15 protein-coding genes and 1 pseudogene are annotated in these 15657 nt (G+C 74.4%); 11 read left to right on the top strand and 5 right to left on the bottom strand.

Annotated elements, in window-relative coordinates:
- A partial coding sequence (locus NH602_RS17455; RefSeq protein ID WP_253068350.1) for a bifunctional diguanylate cyclase/phosphodiesterase occupies positions 1–905 on the top strand: 905 nt, incomplete at its 5' end.
- 39 nt (positions 906–944) lie between these two features.
- Here NH602_RS17455 and NH602_RS17460 read toward each other — a convergent pair.
- Both NH602_RS17460 and NH602_RS31395 read right to left on the bottom strand, forming a co-directional pair.
- Positions 945–2174, bottom strand: a complete 1230-nt coding sequence (locus NH602_RS17460) for an acyl-CoA dehydrogenase family protein (protein WP_253068351.1) — start codon at positions 2172–2174, stop codon at positions 945–947.
- Positions 2175–2430: 256 nt separating this feature from the next.
- Complete coding sequence (locus NH602_RS31395; protein WP_256495058.1) at positions 2431–2565, bottom strand: hypothetical protein; 135 nt, start codon at positions 2563–2565, stop codon at positions 2431–2433.
- Positions 2566–2719: 154 nt separating this feature from the next.
- Between NH602_RS31395 and NH602_RS17465 the strand changes: the two genes are divergently transcribed.
- From NH602_RS17465 to NH602_RS17485, 5 genes are read left to right on the top strand one after another with little or no spacing between them, the layout of a single operon-like run.
- Entirely contained in the window at positions 2720–3802 is a 1083-nt protein-coding gene (locus NH602_RS17465; RefSeq protein WP_179761905.1) for an ABC transporter ATP-binding protein, read from the top strand.
- Positions 3803–3809: 7 nt separating this feature from the next.
- Positions 3810–4463: an ABC transporter permease gene (locus tag NH602_RS17470; protein WP_073578561.1), complete on the top strand. Its 654-nt coding sequence runs from the start codon at positions 3810–3812 to the stop codon at positions 4461–4463.
- Positions 4460–5179: an ABC transporter permease gene (locus NH602_RS17475; protein WP_253068352.1), complete on the top strand. Its 720-nt coding sequence runs from the start codon at positions 4460–4462 to the stop codon at positions 5177–5179. The genes NH602_RS17470 and NH602_RS17475 overlap by 4 nt, the downstream gene beginning before the upstream one ends.
- Positions 5180–5212: 33 nt before the next feature.
- Positions 5213–6148 carry an ABC transporter substrate-binding protein gene (locus NH602_RS17480; RefSeq protein WP_073578559.1) on the top strand — a complete coding sequence of 312 codons (936 nt, stop codon included), beginning with the start codon at positions 5213–5215 and terminating at the stop codon, positions 6146–6148.
- Positions 6148–6948: an MOSC domain-containing protein gene (locus NH602_RS17485; RefSeq protein WP_073578558.1), complete on the top strand. Its 801-nt coding sequence runs from the start codon at positions 6148–6150 to the stop codon at positions 6946–6948. The genes NH602_RS17480 and NH602_RS17485 overlap by 1 nt, the downstream gene beginning before the upstream one ends.
- A 93-nt stretch (positions 6949–7041) precedes the next feature.
- Here the strand turns inward: NH602_RS17485 and NH602_RS17490 are convergent, their stop codons facing one another.
- Positions 7042–8451: an Nramp family divalent metal transporter gene (locus NH602_RS17490; RefSeq protein WP_218899338.1), complete on the bottom strand. Its 1410-nt coding sequence runs from the start codon at positions 8449–8451 to the stop codon at positions 7042–7044.
- 272 nt (positions 8452–8723) lie between these two features.
- On the opposite strand from NH602_RS17490, the gene NH602_RS17495 reads away from it, so the two are divergent.
- From NH602_RS17495 to NH602_RS17505, 3 genes are read left to right on the top strand one after another with little or no spacing between them, the layout of a single operon-like run.
- Positions 8724–8984 carry a hypothetical protein gene (locus NH602_RS17495; RefSeq protein WP_020623160.1) on the top strand — a complete coding sequence of 87 codons (261 nt, stop codon included), beginning with the start codon at positions 8724–8726 and terminating at the stop codon, positions 8982–8984.
- Positions 8985–9003: 19 nt separating this feature from the next.
- Positions 9004–11796, top strand: a complete 2793-nt coding sequence (locus NH602_RS17500) for an FtsK/SpoIIIE domain-containing protein (protein WP_253068353.1) — start codon at positions 9004–9006, stop codon at positions 11794–11796.
- Complete coding sequence (locus NH602_RS17505; RefSeq protein ID WP_139283056.1) at positions 11793–12155, top strand: hypothetical protein; 363 nt, start codon at positions 11793–11795, stop codon at positions 12153–12155. Before NH602_RS17500 ends, NH602_RS17505 begins: the two co-directional genes overlap by 4 nt.
- A 202-nt stretch (positions 12156–12357) precedes the next feature.
- Here the strand turns inward: NH602_RS17505 and NH602_RS17510 are convergent, their stop codons facing one another.
- Both NH602_RS17510 and NH602_RS17515 read right to left on the bottom strand, forming a co-directional pair.
- Positions 12358–13788: a CitMHS family transporter gene (locus tag NH602_RS17510; protein WP_253068354.1), complete on the bottom strand. Its 1431-nt coding sequence runs from the start codon at positions 13786–13788 to the stop codon at positions 12358–12360.
- A gap of 125 nt (positions 13789–13913) precedes the next feature.
- On the bottom strand, positions 13914–14090 hold the full coding sequence (locus tag NH602_RS17515; RefSeq protein ID WP_020623156.1) for a DUF6104 family protein: 177 nt from the start codon (positions 14088–14090) through the stop codon (positions 13914–13916).
- 86 nt (positions 14091–14176) lie between these two features.
- Here NH602_RS17515 and NH602_RS17520 point away from each other — a divergent pair, with 86 nt between their 5' ends.
- Entirely contained in the window at positions 14177–15391 is a 1215-nt protein-coding gene (locus tag NH602_RS17520; protein ID WP_253068355.1) for a DUF418 domain-containing protein, read from the top strand.
- A gap of 52 nt (positions 15392–15443) precedes the next feature.
- Positions 15444–15657: pseudogene (locus NH602_RS17525) on the top strand (hypothetical protein); the annotation flags it as partial.

Genomic DNA, 15657 nt, shown 5'->3' on the forward strand with positions numbered 1-15657 from the left:
CGGCCGAGGTCGCGGTGCGCGAGGCCAAGCAGCGCGGACGCGGCACGGTCGCCGTCGCCGAGCGGGGCGCCGTCGCCCCGGCGCGCCGCCAGCTGGAGCTGGAGGCCGAGCTGCGCGCGGCGATCGAGGGCGACGCGCTGCGCCTGGAGTACCAGCCGGTCGTCGCGCCGGACGGCACCGTGTTGTCCGCCGAGGCACTGCTGCGCTGGTCGCACCCGGTGCACGGCGAGGTCTCGCCCGGCGAGTTCCTGCCCGTCGCCCAGCGCGGCGGCCTGCAGCGCGACCTGGACCTGTGGGTGCTGCGCACCGCGGCCACCGAGGCCGCGACCTGGCCCCGTGCCGGGCAGGCCGTCGGCGTCGCGGTGAACCTGGCCGGGCTGCTGCCGGCCGACCCGTCGTTCCTGGCCGACGTCACCGCCATCGTCGAGGGCGCCGGGCTGCCGTGGAACCAGCTGGTGCTCGAGCTCGTCGAGACCAGCCTGGTCGCGCTGCCGCGCCCCGCGCTGGACGCGATGAGCGAGCTCGTGCGCCGCGGCGTCCGCTTCGCCGTCGACGACTTCGGCACCGGCTACTCGTCGCTGGCCCGGCTCAAGGAGCTCCCGGCGCAGACGGTCAAGGTCGACCGCGCCTTCGTCACCGGCGTCGGCACCGACCCGGCCGACTTCGCGCTCGCCCGCGCCGTCGTCGAGGTCGCGCGCGCGATGGGCCGCAAGACCGTCGCCGAGGGCGTCGAGACCGCGGAGCAGTTCCACGTCCTGCGCGGCCTCGGGGTCGACGCGTTCCAGGGCTGGCTGTTCGCCCGCTCGCTGCGCCCCGACGACCTGCACCGTGTGCTGCGGGGCGGCGGCCTGCCCACCCCGGCGACGAGCGCGACCCCGGCCGACGGGACCCCGGGCGTCTGGTGAGCCGGTCGCGCCCGCCCACCGCGGGCGCGACCGCGGACGTCACCGCACGAACGCGCTCTGCCCGGTGATCGCCTTCCCGACGATCAGGGTGTTCATCTCCCGGGTGCCCTCGAAGGAGAACATCGCCTCGGCGTCGGCGAAGTACTTCGCGATCCGGTTCTCCAGCACCACCCCGTTGCCGCCGACGAGCTGACGCCCGAGCGCGACGGTCTCGCGCATCCGGGTCGCGCAGAACTCCTTCACCAGCGACGAGTGCGCGTCCGAGCCCCGGCCCTCGTCGAGCAGCTGGGCGTTGCGGACCGCCATCCCCAGCGAGGCGCTCACGTTGCCGAGCATCCGCACCAGCAGGTCCTGCATCAGCTGGAACCCGCCGATCGGGCGGCCGAACTGCTCCCGCTGGGCGGCGTAGGACAGCGTCAGCTCGTAGGCGGCCATCTGCACCCCGACCGCACCCCAGGCGGCGTTGGCCCGGGTGCGCTGCAGGACCAGGCCGGCGTCGCGGAAGGTGCCCGAGCCGCCGGAGAGCCGGTGCGACTCCGGCACCCGGACCCGGTCGAGCAGGATGTCGGCGTTCTGCACGATCCGCAGCGACTGCTTGCCCTCGATCTTCGTGATCGTCATGCCGTCCGACGGTGACGGCACGACGAACCCGCGGACCGCGCCGCCGGCGTCCGGGTCGGTGTCGCGGGCCCAGACGATGACCAGGTCGGCGAAGGTGGCGTTGCCGATCCAGCGCTTCTCGCCGTCGAGGACCCACTCGTCGCCGTCGCGGGTGGCGGTGGTCTCCATGCCACCGGCCACGTCGGACCCGCCGTGCGGCTCGGTCAGCCCGAACGCACCGATCGAGTCCATCCGGGACATCGCGGGCAGCCAGCGCTCGCGCTGCTCGGGCGTGCCGCCGGCGTGGATCGAGCCCATCGCGAGACCCGTGTGGACGCCGTAGAAGCTGTTGACCGACGGGTCCACCCGGGAGATCTCCGCGTGCAGGAACCCCAGGAACAGCCGCGACGCCGGCGGGTCGGCGTAGCCGGCCCCCGCGAGATCGAGGCCCGCGAAGCCCTTCACGAGCTGCATCGGGAACTCGGCCCGGTCCCAGGCCTCCAGCACGACGGGGGCGACCTCGGCGCGCAGGAACTCCCGCACCCGGCGCAGGTCGGCGCGCTCGGCGTCGGTGAGCAGGTCGGCGTAGTGGAACCAGTCCGCGACGTGCGGGTGGTCCGGGTCGAGGTCCAGCTCGGGCTTCGGCAGACGCGTGGGCTCCTTCGGCATGGCCCCACTGTTGCGCCGCGCCGCACCGTCCGCACGGCAGAGCTCCTACCGCAGGGCGTGCAGCAACGTCGCGCCGGCCGTCGGGTCCCCGACCGGGCTGAGCACCACGTGGTCGGCGCCCGCGGCCCGGTGCTCGGCGCCGGCAGCCGCTCCGACGCGGGCAGCCCGGGTGCGGCGACGGCCGACGCCGGATACAAGCCGGTCGGCACGATCCCCGCGACGACGACGGCGACCCGCGTGCCGTCGAGCAGCGCGGTCAGCCGGTCGGGCCGGTCGATCGCGCCACCGGCGAGCCACAGGGTGCGGCACCGGCGTCCTCCAGGGCCGCGGCGTCGGCGGGAGCGGGTCCGGTGGAGACACCGGGCGGGCCCAGAACAGTGGTCAGGGTCATGTGCGCAGCGTCGGTGCTGAACCGGACTGCAGGTCAAGCGCGACGGGGTGCCGGTGACCTGCGGTCGACCGCTCGCCCGTCGCGCACGACCGGGTTAGTGTGCTGCGACCAAGCGGGGAGCAGGGGTCCCGCGCGACGGCAGGGGGAACCGCCGATGATCGAGTTCCGGGGCGTCACGAAGCGCTTCCCGGACGGGACGGTCGCGGTCGACGAGCTCGACCTCGTCGCGGAGCAGGGGCGGATCACGGTCTTCGTGGGCCCGTCCGGCTGCGGCAAGACGACCTCCCTCCGCATGATCAACAGGATGATCGAGCCGACCGGCGGCGAGCTGCGCGTCGACGGGCGCGACGTGCTGTCCGCCGATCCGGCCGAGCTGCGCCGGGGCATCGGCTACGTCATCCAGCAGGCCGGGCTGTTCCCGCACCGCACGATCGTCGACAACATCGCGACCGTGCCGATGCTCGTCGGGAGCAGCAAGAAGGCCGCGCGGGACCGGGCGATGGAGCTGATGGAGATCGTCGGCCTCGACACCTCGATGGCCGGGCGCTACCCGGCGCAGCTGTCCGGCGGCCAGCAGCAGCGCGTCGGCGTGGCCCGCGCGCTCGCCGCCGACCCGCCCGTGCTGCTGATGGACGAGCCGTTCTCCGCGGTGGACCCGATCGTCCGGGAGAGCCTGCAGGAGGAGCTGCTGCGGCTGCAGTCCGAGCTCGGCAAGACCATCGTGTTCGTCACCCACGACATCGACGAGGCCATCAAGCTCGGCGACAAGGTCGCGGTGTTCCGGGTCGGCGGCAGGCTCGCCCAGTACGACGAGCCGGGCGTGCTGCTGTCCCGCCCGGTCGACGGTTTCGTCGACAACTTCGTCGGCCGCGACCGCGGCTACCGGGGCCTGGGCTTCCTGTCCTCGGACACCATCCCGATCGGGTCGCTGCCGGTGCTCTCGGTCGGCGACCCCCTCCCCGACGACGGCTGGTCGGTCGTCGTCGACGGCTCCGCCCGGCCGCTGGGCTGGGTCGAGGCCGGTGAGGGCCGGGTGACCGAGGAGGTCATCGTCCCGGGCGGTTCGCTCTACGCCGTCGAGTCGGGCTCGCTGCGCGGCGCGCTGGACGCGGCACTGTCCTCACCGTCCGGTCAGGGCGTCGCCGTCGACGCCGACGGCCGGGTCGCCGGCTCGGTCACCGCCGACTCGGTGCTCGAGGCGCTGCCCGCGGCCCGCGACTCGCACAACGCCGCCTGAGGCCGCCGTGACCTGGGTGTTCGACAACCTCGACTCCGTGCTCGACGCGCTCGCCGAGCACGTCGTGTACGCCCTGATCCCGGTGCTGCTCGGGCTGGTGTTCGCGATCCCGCTGGGCTGGGTCGCCAACCGCAACGCGACGCTGCGCACGATCATGACCAACGCCGCCGGGCTGCTCTACACGGTCCCGTCGCTGGCGCTGTTCGTGTTCATGCCGCCGCTGCTCGGCACCCAGATCCTCGATCCGGTCAACGTGATCGTCGCGCTGACGGTCTACACCGTCGCGTTGCTCGTGCGGACCGTGTCCGACGCGCTGTCCGCGGTGCCGGGCCACGTCGTCGACGCGGCGAACGCGATGGGCTACACCCCGGTCCGGCGCTTCGTCGGCGTGGAGCTGCCGCTCGCCGTGCCGGTGATCGTGGCCGGCCTGCGCGTCGCCGCGGTGTCCACGATCAGCCTGGTCACGGTGGGTGCGGTGATCGGCTTCGGCGGGCTCGGTCTGCTGTTCACCGAGGGATTCAACCGCAGCAACGACGCCCAGATCGTCTCCGGCATCGTGCTGGTGCTGCTGCTCGCGCTCGTCGTCGACTCGGCCCTGCTGCTCGGCGGCAGGCTGCTCACCCCCTGGCAGCGGGCCCGTACCGGGAAGGCGGGGGCATGACCTACTTCGGCTGGCTGTTCGACGGCGGGAACTGGGAGGGATCGACCGGCATCCTCGCCCGGCTCGCCGAGCACCTCGGCTATACCGCCCTGACCCTGCTGGTCGCGGTGCTGATCGCGGTGCCCCTGGGCGCCTGGATCGGGCACACCGGCCGCGGCGGCTTCCTCGTCGTCGGCCTGGCGAACGGGCTGCGCGCCCTGCCCACCCTGGGCCTGCTGGTGCTGATCACCACACTGGTCGGGCTGTCGCTGGTCGGCCCGATCATCACCCTCATCGTGCTGGCGGTGCCCGCGGTGCTCGCCGGCACCTACGCCGGCATCCGCAACGTCGACCCGGCCGTCGTCGACGCCGCCACCGGGATGGGCATGCGCGGGCCCGAGGTGCTGTGGAAGGTCGAGCTCCCCAACGCGCTGCCGCTGATCATCGGCGGGCTGCGCAGCGCGACCCTGCAGGTCATCGCGACCGCGACCATCGCCGCCTACGTCTCGCTCGGCGGACTCGGCCGGTTCATCATCGACGGCCTCGGCCAGCGCGACTTCGGCATGATGATCGGTGGCTCGATCCTGGTCGCGCTGCTCGCGATCGTCGCCGACCTGCTCCTGGGCGGGTTGCAGAAGCTGATCGTCTCGCCCGGCCTGCAGGCCACCGGCCGGACCGCGCCGCGCCGGCTGCGCGCGGTGCCCACCCGTCCCGGACCCGTCCGCGAAGCGGCCTGACCCACCCCGCACGTCCCCGAGAGGACACCCACCATGAGACGCACCCGTCTGCTGACCGCCGTCGCCGCGACGGTGACCGCCGCGTTCGCGCTGACCGCCTGCGGCGGGGGCTCCGACCCCCTCGCCGGGGGCGGCCAGTCCGGCAGCGACGACCAGAACACCGTCGTCGTCGGCGCCGCGAACTTCACCGAGAGCCAGATCCTGTCCTCGGTGTTCGCCCAGGCGCTGCAGGCCAAGGGCGTCACGGTCGAGACCCGGCCGCCGATCGGGTCCCGCGAGGCCTACGTGCCGGCGCTCAAGGACGGCTCGATCGACCTGATCCCGGACTACAGCGGCACGTTGCTGCAGTACCTGGACAAGAACGCCGCGCAGACCGAGCCGGACGAGGTCTACACCGCACTGCAGTCCACGCTGAACACCGCGGCCCCGACGCTGACCGTGCTGAACCGGGCCGAGGCCGAGGACAAGGACGCCGTCGTCGTCACGAGGGAGACCGCGCAGCGGCTGAACGCGACCTCGATCGCCGACATCGCGTCGCGCTGCGGTGAGCTCGTGTTCGGCGGCCCGCCGGAGTTCCAGACCCGTCCCGACGGCATCCCCGGCATCCAGAAGACCTACAACTGCTCGTTCAAGTCCTACCGCTCGCTCGACGCCGGCGGCCCGCTGACCGTCGCAGCGCTGAAGAACGGCGACGTGCAGGCCGCGGACCTGTTCACCACCGACGCGGCGATCCCGGAGAACGACTTCGTGGTCCTCACCGACCCGCAGAACAACTTCGCCGCGCAGAACGTCGTACCGCTGATCAACAAGGAGAAGGCGACCCCGCAGGTCACCGAGATCCTGAACGCGGTCTCGGCGAAGCTGACCACGCAGGAGCTGCTCGGCCTGAACGAGGCGGCCGCCGCGCCGGACAAGCCGTCGGTCGACACCGTGGCGAAGAACTGGCTGACCGCACAGGGCCTGCTCTGATGGCCGGCGAGGTCCTGTCCCTGCACCGCTACCCCGTGAAGTCGATGCTGGGGGAGGACCTCGCCGCCCTCGAGCTCGACACGCACGGCGTCGTCGGCGACCGGGCGCTCGCCCTGACCGACCCGGACACCGGCCGGGTCGCGACGGCCAAGCAGCCCCGGCACTGGCGACGCCTGTTGACGTGCGCCTCCGCGGGCGTCGGCGACGACGTGCGGGTCACGCTGCCCGACGGCCGCACCGTCGACGCCGGGCAGGCCGCCGGGCCGCTCGCCGAGCTGCTCGGCCGGCCCGTGGTCGTCGCTCAGCAACGGGCCGACGGCGCCGTCGTCGAGCGGCCGGACCCCGAGGACGTGCTGGCCCACGGCCTGGACGCGGACGTCGACGCGCCGACCCTGGAGATCGCCCAGGGCGCTCCCGGTGGCCGGTTCGTCGACCACTCGCCGGTGCATCTGATCACCACCGCGACGCTGGACGCGCTCGGCGTCGAGGCGCTGCGCTACCGGCCCAATGTCGTCGTCGCGACGCCGCCGGGTACCGAGCCGTTCGTGGAGAACGGCTGGCTCGGGCGCCGGCTCACCCTCGGCGACGTCGTACTGGTCCCGACCCTGCCGACCCCGCGCTGCTCCGTGCCGACGCTGGAGCACGGCGCCCTGCCCCGCGCACCGCACGCCCTGCGCGGTCCGGCCGACCGCAACCGCGTCGAGGTCGACGGCTTCGGGGTGCTGCCCTGCGCGGGCCTGTACGCCCGCGTCGAGCGCACCGGCACCCTGCGCGTCGGCGACCCGCTCGACGTGACCTGACCCCCGGGCGCACGAACGGGCCCCTCGTACGAACCTGTCGTACGAGGGGCCCGTTCGTGCGAGGGGGAAGGAAGCTGCGGACGCCGCGGCGGGTCAGGTCAGGCGCGAGTACACGTCGGTGACCAGCAGGACCGCGAACAGCACCGACGAGATCCCCAGGACCGCGTTGGACAGCCAGCGCGATCGCGCCTCGCGGGCCACCATCGAGGTGTTCAGCAGCAGGAGCAGCGTCACCGCGAGGAACGGCATGAAGAACGAGCCCAGCACCCCGTAGACCAGGGTCAGCGCGAACGGCCGCCCGATCAGCAGCAGGGCCATCGGCGGGAACGTCAGCCACAGCAGGTACCCGCGGAAGGGCAGCGAACGCTCGGCGCGTGCCGCCTCGTAGGCGCCCGGCCGCCCGGGCCCGTCGCCGCGCTCGTCCCCGGCAGCGGCCGTGCCCCCGACGGCCGTACTCCCGGCGCCCCCGGCGGCGGTGCGCTCCTCCCCGGCGACGACGGCGTTCTCGACGTCCGGGCCGATCGCGGCCTTCTTCCCGTGCGGCAGCCGGATCGCCCGCACCCAGTCGGTGAACAGCAGCGACACGCCGTTCCACACGCCCAGCAGGGAGGTGAAGGTGACCGACAGGAAGCCGACCAGGAACAGGATCCGCACCGGCTCGCCGTAGAGGGCGCCGAGCCGGTCGGCGAGGGTGAGCAGCCCGCTGTCGGACTCGGTGAGGTTCTCCCCGAACAGGATCGTGGACCCGACGACGAGCATCGAGACCACGAAGATGCCGGTCATGATGTAGCCGGTCGCGTTGTCCAGCCGCATCATCGACAGCCACTTCGGGCCCTTCCAGCCCTTCGCGAACAGCCAGTAGCCGTAGGCGGCCATGGTGATCGTCCCGCCGACGCCGCCGATGAGGCCGAGCACGTAGACCGTGGACCCCTCGGGCAGCCGGGGGACGAGGCCGTTCGCCAGCGCGGGCAGGTCAGGGCCGACGAGGATCGCGACGAACACGACCGTCGCGAACTTGATCAGCACGAGCACCGTCATGAACTTCTCGAATGCGTGGTACCGCTGCACCCACACCAGCACCAGCCCGACGACGCCCGCGATCGCCGCCCACCCGCCGACCGGCAGCCCGCCGAACAGCGCGTTCAGCGGCAGTCCGACCGCCGACATCGCGGTGGCGCCGTAGACGAAGCCCCATACCACGATGTAGACGCCGAAGAAGCCGGTCGCCCAGTAGCCCAGCCGACGCCAGCCGTCGAGCATGGTCGCGCCGGAACCGAGGTGCCAGCGTCCGACGGCCTCGCCGAGCGCGAGCTTGACCAGGGTCCCGACGACGGCGGCCCACAGCAGCACCGTCCCGAACGACGCCCCCGCCACCATCGTCGCGACGAGGTCGCCCGCGCCGACGCCGGTCGCCGCGGCGAGCAGGCCCGGCCCGATCGAGCGGATCTTCCGCGCGCCGGTGGGGGGTTGGAGGAAGTCCGTCTGCGGACCGGGGGAGGCCATCGTCACAGTCTCCGATCACGGCGTCGTGGGAGGGATCGCGCGGGTTCGCCGAGCACGCTAGGCGAGCGGGGCGGCGCATTCCAGCGCGGAAGGGTCACGAACGGACGTATCGGACCCCCCGATCGCGGCGACGGGCTACGACGCACGGCGCACCCGCCGTTGCAGGCGGTGCACGCCCGGCGCACCATGAACGGGTACCGGGACCGGCCGATAGATTGGCCGCGGCGTCGGCCGGGTCACGGTCGCCGCACGCGCACGCACGGAGGGTGGGCATGGCGAACATCGACGAGATCCGGGCCGGGATCGGGCGGGCCAACCAGCAGGCCACCGAGAGCCTCGGCGCGCTGCGGCACGCCCGCCAGGCCATCGAGGAGGCCGGCGCCGCGTTCTCGCAGAACATCTACGGCACCGCCCAGAACGACGCCGACGACGCCCGCGCCCGCTTCGCCGCCGCGTCGGAGAAGATCGACGAGGTCGAGCAGGCCCTGCACATCGCCATGCAGTCCGCCGACGACGTCGCCTCGCGGCTCTGACCGCGCCCGCCCGCCCCTGATGGCACGTCGTCCGAACCGTCGCGAGCGGATCCGGTCCGCCTTCGACGGGTTCCACCGGGCGGCGTCGCGGGCCCTGGGCGCTGCGGAGGGCCGTCGCGACCGGGCCGCGGCCCGGCACGCCGAGGTCATGGCGGAGCTGTGGCTGCGCGAGACCGGGCACGACGCCGCGCGCCGCGATCCGGGGCTGGCCCGGGTGCTCGGCAACCCCCGGCTCGCGGGCGTCCTCGCCCGGGTCGCCGAGGACCGGGCGCACGTGTTCGACCGCTGGCAGGGCGACTCGCCGCAGACGCTGTCGGAGATCGTCGCCGACGCCACCCCCGGCGCGGCCGGGGACGACCCGGCCGACTGGAGGCCGGTCGCGGGCACCGTCGAGCCGACCGGCCCGGTCCCGGAGATGTGGGTGCTGGGCACCGGCTCGGTGGAGGGCGGTGCCCCGTTCCGGGTCGCGGTCCCGCTGCTCGACGGCGCGCACCTGCAGGTGGTGTCGACGCCGCGCTCCCGCGACCGGGCCGAGGCGATGGTCGAGCAGCTGGTCCTGCGCACCGTGCGGCACTTCCGGCCCGGCGCGGTGAACGTGCACGTCTGGGACGTCGGCCAGCTCGCAGGCGCCCTGCCCGGGCTGTACCCGCTGACCCGCACCGGGCTGCTGACCGTGCACGACCCGACCCGGCTGGGACGGCTGCTGGAGCAGCTGTCCGACCGGATCCGCCGGGTGCAGACCCGGGTGCTCGCCGACGGCGCGACCTCGCTGCGCGAGCTCGCCGACCGCACCGGGGAGCGGCCCGAGGCGTGGCTGGTGGCGGTGCTGGTCGGCAACGGCCGCGAGCTGCCCGAGGCCGAGCTGCGCCAGCTGCAGCGGGTCGCGCGTGGTGGCGTCGCGGCGGGGGTGCAGCTGGTGCTGCTCGACGTCCCGGCGGCCCTGCCGCGTCCGGTGGAGACGGTCGACTTCGGGGACCCGCCGGGCCTCGACCCGGCCGACGACCGGCTGCCGGTCCCGGTGCGGACCTCGGTGACCGGGCCGCACGTGCTCGTCGAACCGGACCCGCCGGTCCCGGCCGACGACGTCACCGCGGTGTGCGAGGCGATCGCCGCCGGGCACGAGCAGTGGCGCGGACGGCTGGGCGCGTTCAAGGACATGCTGCCCCGCCGGCGCGGCGAGGGCCGCTCGCACGACGGGCTGAAGGTCGTCGTCGGGCACGAGGACGGCATCCCCGCCGAGCTGAGCCTCGACGACCACTCCCCGCACGCGCTCGTCGGCGGGCCCAGCGGGTCGGGCAAGACGAACCTGCTGCTGGCCTGGATCGCCGGTCTCGCCGCGCACTACGGCCCGGACGAGGTCGAGCTGTACCTGCTCGACTTCAAGGAGGGGGTGTCGTTCACCCCGTTCGCCCCGGACCCGGAGGGCCACCGCGCCGACCGGCTCCCGCAGGCCCGGCTGATCGGCGTCAACATCAACACCGACCGGGAGTTCGGGCTGGCACTGCTGCGCCACCTGTCCGAGGTCATGCGCAGCCGCGCCGAGGCCGCCCGCCGGCACGGCGCGACCAAGCTGGCCGAGCTCCGGGTGGAGCGTCCCGACCTGCGGCTGCCGCGGATCGTCGCGGTCATCGACGAGTTCCAGTTCCTGTTCACCGGTCGCGACGCCGTCAGCGCCGAGGCGACCGCGCTGCTGGAGGACGTCGCCCGGCGCGGCCGCTCGCAGGGCGTGCACCTGGTCCTGGCCAGCCAGGACGTCTCCGGCATCGACGCGCTGTGGGGCCGCTCGGCGATCTTCGAGCAGTTCGTGCTGCGGATCGCGCTGCCCCGCGCGCGGCGGATCCTCGCCCAGGACAACGAGGCCGCGCTGGCGCTCCCGCGCTGGCACGCGATCGTCAACCACGACTCGGGCGTCGCGCACGGCAACCACGTCGTCCGGCTGCCCGAGGCGGGCGGCCCGGTGGTCCGCGACGTCCAGGTCACCGCGTTCACCGACTTCCCCGACACCCCGGAGCCGGTCGTCTTCGACGGCGCCCGCGCCCCCTCCCACGACGCACTGGCCGCCCGGCTGCCCGCCGACGGCGTGCCCCGCGCGCTGGTCGGGCAGTTCGTCGACGTGCACGGCAGCCCCGCGGCAGCCGAGCTGTCCGACGGCCCCGGCCGCAACCTCGGGGTGATCGGGCCCGACGCCCGTGTCGCGGTCCCGCTGCTGTGCTCGGCCGTCCGCGCGGTGGCGGCGTCGCTGCCCGACCCGGCCGGCGCGCAGATCCTGCTCGTGCCGCTGGCCCCGGACGCGGCGGCGGCCGCAGGCGCGCTCGCCCCGGACCTGCCCGGCACGGTGGAGAAGGTGTCCGCCGACGGGTTCGCCGCCCGCGTCGCCGAGCTGGCGGCGACGGTCCGCGCCCGGGCCGCGTCGGGCGGCGGTGGGGGACACGCGTCGCTGCTGGTCGTGGTGTTCGGCGCCGACGCGGCGGAGTCGATGCTGGACCGCACCGGCACCGAGGACCTGCGGGCGCTGCTGCGCCACGGGCCCGGGGTCGGGGTGCACGTGCTGGGCTGGTGGCAGGGCGCGCAGCGGCTGAAGACGCTGCTGGCCCCGCCGGGTGCGGCGATCGACGACCTGGGCGCCTGGGTGGCGACCGGCGTGCAGGGCACCGACCTGGTGCCGCTGCTGGGCGGACAGCCGCTGGACTGGACGCCGACGCCGGGGCGCGCGCTGTTCCTCGACCGCTCCCGGCACGGCCGCCCGCAGCTGGTCATCCTGACCGACGCGGGCGGCGGCGGCCCGGACACCGTCGCCGGAGGTGTGGTGTGAGTGCCGTGGAGCGCTACCGCGCGGTCGTGGCCGAGCTGGCCGGCGCCGTCGTCGACCTGCGGGAACGCGACGCCCGGCGGGCCGAGGAGCTGCGCCGCGAGCTGCGCGGCACCGAGCGGGAGCTGCGCGACGCCGCGGATCGGCTCACGCTGGCCCGCGGCATGTTCGAGCTGCGCTGGGAGGCGGCGTTGCAGCTGATGTGGTCGGCCGAGGAGCCGGGGCGGCCCCGGCCGCGCCCCGACCTGCGGGCCGACCCCGACGAGCACGCCGCGCTGGAGGAGGCCGCCGACGAGGCCCTGCGCGAGCTGCGCTCCTCGGGCGACCGGCGGCTGTTCCGCCTGCGCCGCGACGACGACTGACCCCGTCCCGCACGCCGCACCCGCCCGGCCAGGCCCGGCCGCACGGGCCGGACGCGCCGAGATGCAGTCCGGGGCCTGCCCCGCGGGTGGCGGGCCGCCCCGAGCTGCATCTCGACGGTCGTGCCGGGGGTCCGGGGCCGGTGGTCGCCGTCCGCTCCTCCCCGGCGTACCGCCTGTGCGGCACCGGATCGTGGGAGGGCGGTCAGCCCAGCGGGACGACGCCCAGCAGCAGCGCGACCCCGAGCATCACCAGCGAGCAGAGCGCGGCCCGCCAGATCACCCTGCGGTGGTGGTCGGCCAGGTCGACCTTCGCGAGCGAGACGAGCAGCAGCAGCGCCGGGACCAGCGGGCTGGTCATGTGCACCGGCTGGCCGATGATCGAGGCGCGGGCCATCTCCACCGGGGCGATGCCGTAGTGGCCCGCGGCCTCGGTCAGGATCGGCAGGATGCCGAAGTAGAACGCGTCGTTGGTGAGGAAGAACGTCAGCGGCATGCTCAGCACACCGGTGATCACCGCGAACCAGGAGCCGACCGACGGCGGTACGGCCGAGACGATCCCGTTCGCCATCGCCGTCACCATGCCGGTGCCCGACAGCACCCCGACCAGGACCGCGGCGGCGAACACCATGGACACGACGCCGACGATCGAGGTGGCGTGCGAGGTCACCGCCCGGAGCTGGTCCTCGGGCTTCGGGAAGTTCACGACCAGGGCGATCGCGGCGGCCGCGACGAACACCAGCGACAGCGGCAGGACGTCCATGCCCAGCAGCACCAGCAGCGCGACGGTGAGCCCGAGGTTGAACCAGATCAGCGTCGGCCGCAGCGTCGGACGGTTCGGGTCCAGCGTGCCCTCCAGCGCGCCCCCGGCGTCGGCTCCGTCGGCGGGGCCCCCGCCCGAACCGGTGGCCGGGCCGTCGGTGCCGGCGCCCCCGCCGATCAGGGCGGGCTCGCGCACCGCCACCATCTCGTCGGCGACGACCGACAGCGTGCGGCCCGAGGCGAGCAGCCGCTTGCGCTCGGAACGGCCCAGCTGCCAGGCCAGCAGCAGCACGGTGGCGATGCCGGCCACCATGCCCGGGACCATCGGGTTGAACAGCTCCGAGGGCGACACGTTCAGCACCGTCGCGGCGCGGATCGTGGGGCCGCCCCAGGGCAGGATGTTGAGCACGCCGTTCGCGAGGTTGGCGACGACGGTCAGCACCACCGGGCTCAGTCCGAGCCGCAGGTAGATCGGCAGCAGCGCGGACACCGTGATGATGAAGGTGGTCGAGCCGTCGCCGTCGAGGGAGACGACACCGGCGAGCACCGCGGTCAGCACGACCAGGCGCACCGGGTCGTTGCCCACCGTGCGCAGCACGGAGCGGATCAGCGGGTCGAACAGCCCGACGTCGATCATCGTGCCGAAGAAGATGATCGCGAAGAACAGCAGTACGGCCGTCGGCGCGAAGTCGGAGAACGCCGACGAGATCGAGTCGACGACGCCGTCCTCACCCGGTTCGGACAGGCCGGTGCCGGTCGCCACCAGGGCGAAGGTCAGCGGGACGAGTACCAGCGCCAGCGTCGGCGCGAGCCGCTTCGCCAGGATCAGGTACATGAAGACCGCGATCATCGCGGACCCGAGAACGATGAGCATCGGTGCTCCTCCTCGACGGACGTGTCGAGGAGCGACGCTAGGTCCGGGCCCCGGCCCCGGTCCCGCTTGCGGACACAGCCCGCGTAGTGGTCGCTGCGTGCCCTGTGGTCGTTGTGGTCACGCGGCTACTCGTCGTCGGCGTCGTCCCGGGCGAGGAAGCTCGACAGCCGCTCGACGGCGGTCTCGAACTGCGGGTTCGCGTCGACGAAGGCGCGGAGCCGGTCGGCCAGCCACTCGACGCTGACCTGCTCGTCGCCGCGCCGGTCGACGAGCTCCTCGATGCCGCGGTCGGTGAAGTACATGCCGGCGAGGATACGGCGGCCGCCGCTTGACCCGGCCGCGACGGCATCGTTTCCGATGGGTCTCCCACCGCTCGTGAGGAGATCCCATGTCCACCGCGCCGCCCGCCGCGACCGTCGCCCCGACCCCGGTGAGCGACCGTGCGCTCGCCCCCGACCTCGCCCGGGGCGCGATGCTGCTGCTGATCGCACTGGCCCATGCGCCCTGGTTCGCCTACACCTCGCAGCTGGGGGCCACGCTGCTCCACGCCGCGGACGGCGGGCCCGCCGACCGGATCGCCCAGGTCGTGACCATCACCGCCGTCGACGGCCGCGCCTGGACGTTGTTCGGGTTCCTGTTCGCCTACGGCATCGGGCAGCTGTACGCCCGCCGGATCGCCGGCGGCGGCACCGACGCGCAGGCGCGGCGGCTGCTGCGCACCCGGCACCGGTGGCTGCTCGTCCTCGGCCTGCTGCACGCGGCCCTGCTGTGGCAGGGCGACATCCTGGGCACCTACGGGGTCCTGGGCCTGGTGCTGGTGCCGCTGTTCCTGCACCGCAGCGACCGCACCCTGCGGATCGGGGCCGGGGTCCTGGTCGGTCTCGCCGTGGCCGTCCCCGCGGCGACGGGCGTGCTGGCGCAGTTCACGGGTGGCGCGACGCCGACGTCCGCCGCGCAGCAGCTCGCCCTCGCCACCCCGGACTGGTTCGCGACGCTGCCGCTGCGGCTCGCGCTGTGGGTGTCGGCGATCCCCGGGGCGTTCGTGACGCTGGTGATGCCCGCCGCGGTGCTGCTCGGGCTGCTCGCCGCGCGGCACCGCGTGCTGGAGGAACCGGGCGCGCACCTGCCCCTGCTGCGCCGCACCGCCGCCGTCGGCATCGTCGTCGGCCTGTCGGCCGGGCTGGCCCAGGCCCTCGTGCACGTCGGCGTCATCGCGCTGCCGGACCCGGGTGCGTTCGCCGGCCTGCACATCGCCACCGGGATCTTCGCCGCGCTCGGCTACGCGGCGGTGTTCGGCCTCGTCGCGCACCGGCTCGGAACCCGTCCGACGGCACCGCTGCCGGTCCGGGCCCTGGTCGCGCTCGGCCGTCGTTCGCTGAGCGGCTACCTGGCGCAGTCGCTGCTGTTCGTGCCGCTGCTCACCGCCTGGGGCCTCGGGCTGGGCGCGCACCTGTCGGGCTGGTCGGCGTCGCTGGTCGCGGTCGGGGTGTGGCTGCTGACCGTCGTCGTCGCGTACCGGCTCGACCGGGCCGGCGTGCGGGGGCCCGCCGAGACGCTGCTGCGCCGTCTGACCTACGGGCCGTCGCCGCGGAGCGCTCGGTAGCGTCGACGGACCGCCGCGCCCGCGGCCCCGCCGCCCCCGTTCCGGAGTTCTCATGGCACTCACCCCTCCCGTGGCCCGCACCCTGCACGACGTCGGCCTGGCCGCCTGGTTCGGCGGCTCGCTGATGGGCGTCACCGGCCTCAACGGCGCACTGGACGCGGTCGGCGACCCGGCCGAGCGCGAACGGCTCGCCGGCGCGGGCTGGGGCGGGTGGGGCCGGATCGGCACCGCCGCGACGGCGGCGCACCTGCTGGGCGGGGCGGGCC

The organism is Pseudonocardia sp. McavD-2-B (assembly GCF_024124365.1).
In the GTDB taxonomy this organism is placed as follows: domain Bacteria; phylum Actinomycetota; class Actinomycetes; order Mycobacteriales; family Pseudonocardiaceae; genus Pseudonocardia; species Pseudonocardia alni.

Coding starts and splice junctions, on each gene's coding strand:
- NH602_RS17460 (WP_253068351.1), bottom strand. CDS start 2,174: ATGCCGAAGGAGCCCACGCGTCTGCCGAAGCCCGAGCTGGACCTCGAC.
- NH602_RS31395 (WP_256495058.1), bottom strand. CDS start 2,565: ATGACCCTGACCACTGTTCTGGGCCCGCCCGGTGTCTCCACCGGACCC.
- NH602_RS17465 (WP_179761905.1), top strand. CDS start 2,720: ATGATCGAGTTCCGGGGCGTCACGAAGCGCTTCCCGGACGGGACGGTC.
- NH602_RS17475 (WP_253068352.1), top strand. CDS start 4,460: ATGACCTACTTCGGCTGGCTGTTCGACGGCGGGAACTGGGAGGGATCG.
- NH602_RS17480 (WP_073578559.1), top strand. CDS start 5,213: ATGAGACGCACCCGTCTGCTGACCGCCGTCGCCGCGACGGTGACCGCC.
- NH602_RS17485 (WP_073578558.1), top strand. CDS start 6,148: ATGGCCGGCGAGGTCCTGTCCCTGCACCGCTACCCCGTGAAGTCGATG.
- NH602_RS17490 (WP_218899338.1), bottom strand. CDS start 8,451: ATGGCCTCCCCCGGTCCGCAGACGGACTTCCTCCAACCCCCCACCGGC.
- NH602_RS17495 (WP_020623160.1), top strand. CDS start 8,724: ATGGCGAACATCGACGAGATCCGGGCCGGGATCGGGCGGGCCAACCAG.
- NH602_RS17500 (WP_253068353.1), top strand. CDS start 9,004: ATGGCACGTCGTCCGAACCGTCGCGAGCGGATCCGGTCCGCCTTCGAC.
- NH602_RS17510 (WP_253068354.1), bottom strand. CDS start 13,788: ATGCTCATCGTTCTCGGGTCCGCGATGATCGCGGTCTTCATGTACCTG.
- NH602_RS17515 (WP_020623156.1), bottom strand. CDS start 14,090: ATGTACTTCACCGACCGCGGCATCGAGGAGCTCGTCGACCGGCGCGGC.
- NH602_RS17520 (WP_253068355.1), top strand. CDS start 14,177: ATGTCCACCGCGCCGCCCGCCGCGACCGTCGCCCCGACCCCGGTGAGC.